General features: G+C 43.3%; 1 protein-coding gene. It reads right to left on the bottom strand.

The window, feature by feature from the left end:
* Positions 1–121: 121 nt before the first annotated feature.
* Entirely contained in the window at positions 122–715 is a 594-nt protein-coding gene (locus BG32_RS01145) for a hypothetical protein (protein ID WP_259459419.1), read from the bottom strand.
* Between the last annotated feature and the right edge of the window lie 58 nt (positions 716–773).

Genomic DNA, 773 nt, shown 5'->3' with positions numbered 1-773 from the left:
AGTTGATCCTGGAGGATTCTCGTTCTAGTCGAGATCACCGCTTGATGCATCTTGGAAACACAAGCATATGCTACTGGAGCAAGATATGCTATGCTTTTTCCAGTCCCCGTTCCAACCTCAATCATGAGATTGCCACCTTTTCTACAGATTCAGCAATTTCGAGAGCGGTCATGAACTGCTCCTGCCTGAATTCATACCCTTCCATTGAATCCTGTAAAAGCCCCCCCTCACTAAAGACAAGCCTGACTGCCTTCTTAATGTCAATTCTGGAATTCCCGCTTTCTCTTCTTTCACTCCTGGTAAGCCCCGAGAGTAAGAAGTCTTCCCAAGGATCGACATTCTCACTCTGCTTTAACACAAAAAGGAGAAAGTTTCTAAGTCCTCTGTCAGGAACGATTTTCTCGATTAATGATGAGAGTCCAATCGGCAACTTCTTAATGACTCTTATATAGTTATCTATACGGCTTTCAAGATCTATGGATTCTGGTTGGTAGACGAAACTATTCAAAAACCTTTCATCTACGGCAATCTCACTTAGATACACCTCCTCTACAGAAGCATCTATGAAGAGGCAGTCTTCGTCTCTTTCCGAAAAAAAGGAAGGAAGATCCTTTATATTAATGGAAACAAATGAAGCGCTCTCAAAGAGACGCCTCAAGCCTATCTTAATTTCACTGTTCCTTTTGAAAACCTTACCAAGTAGGATTTCTCCCAAGCAGCACCTCGAAAGAAAAAACCGGGCTAAAACCCGGTTTTGTGGTGCCGAGGGCGGG

It is taken from the genome of Mesotoga sp. HF07.pep.5.2.highcov (genome assembly GCF_003666285.1).
Classification (GTDB): Bacteria; Thermotogota; Thermotogae; order Petrotogales; family Kosmotogaceae; genus Mesotoga; species Mesotoga prima.
This window is presented reverse-complemented; position numbering and strand designations above follow the sequence as displayed.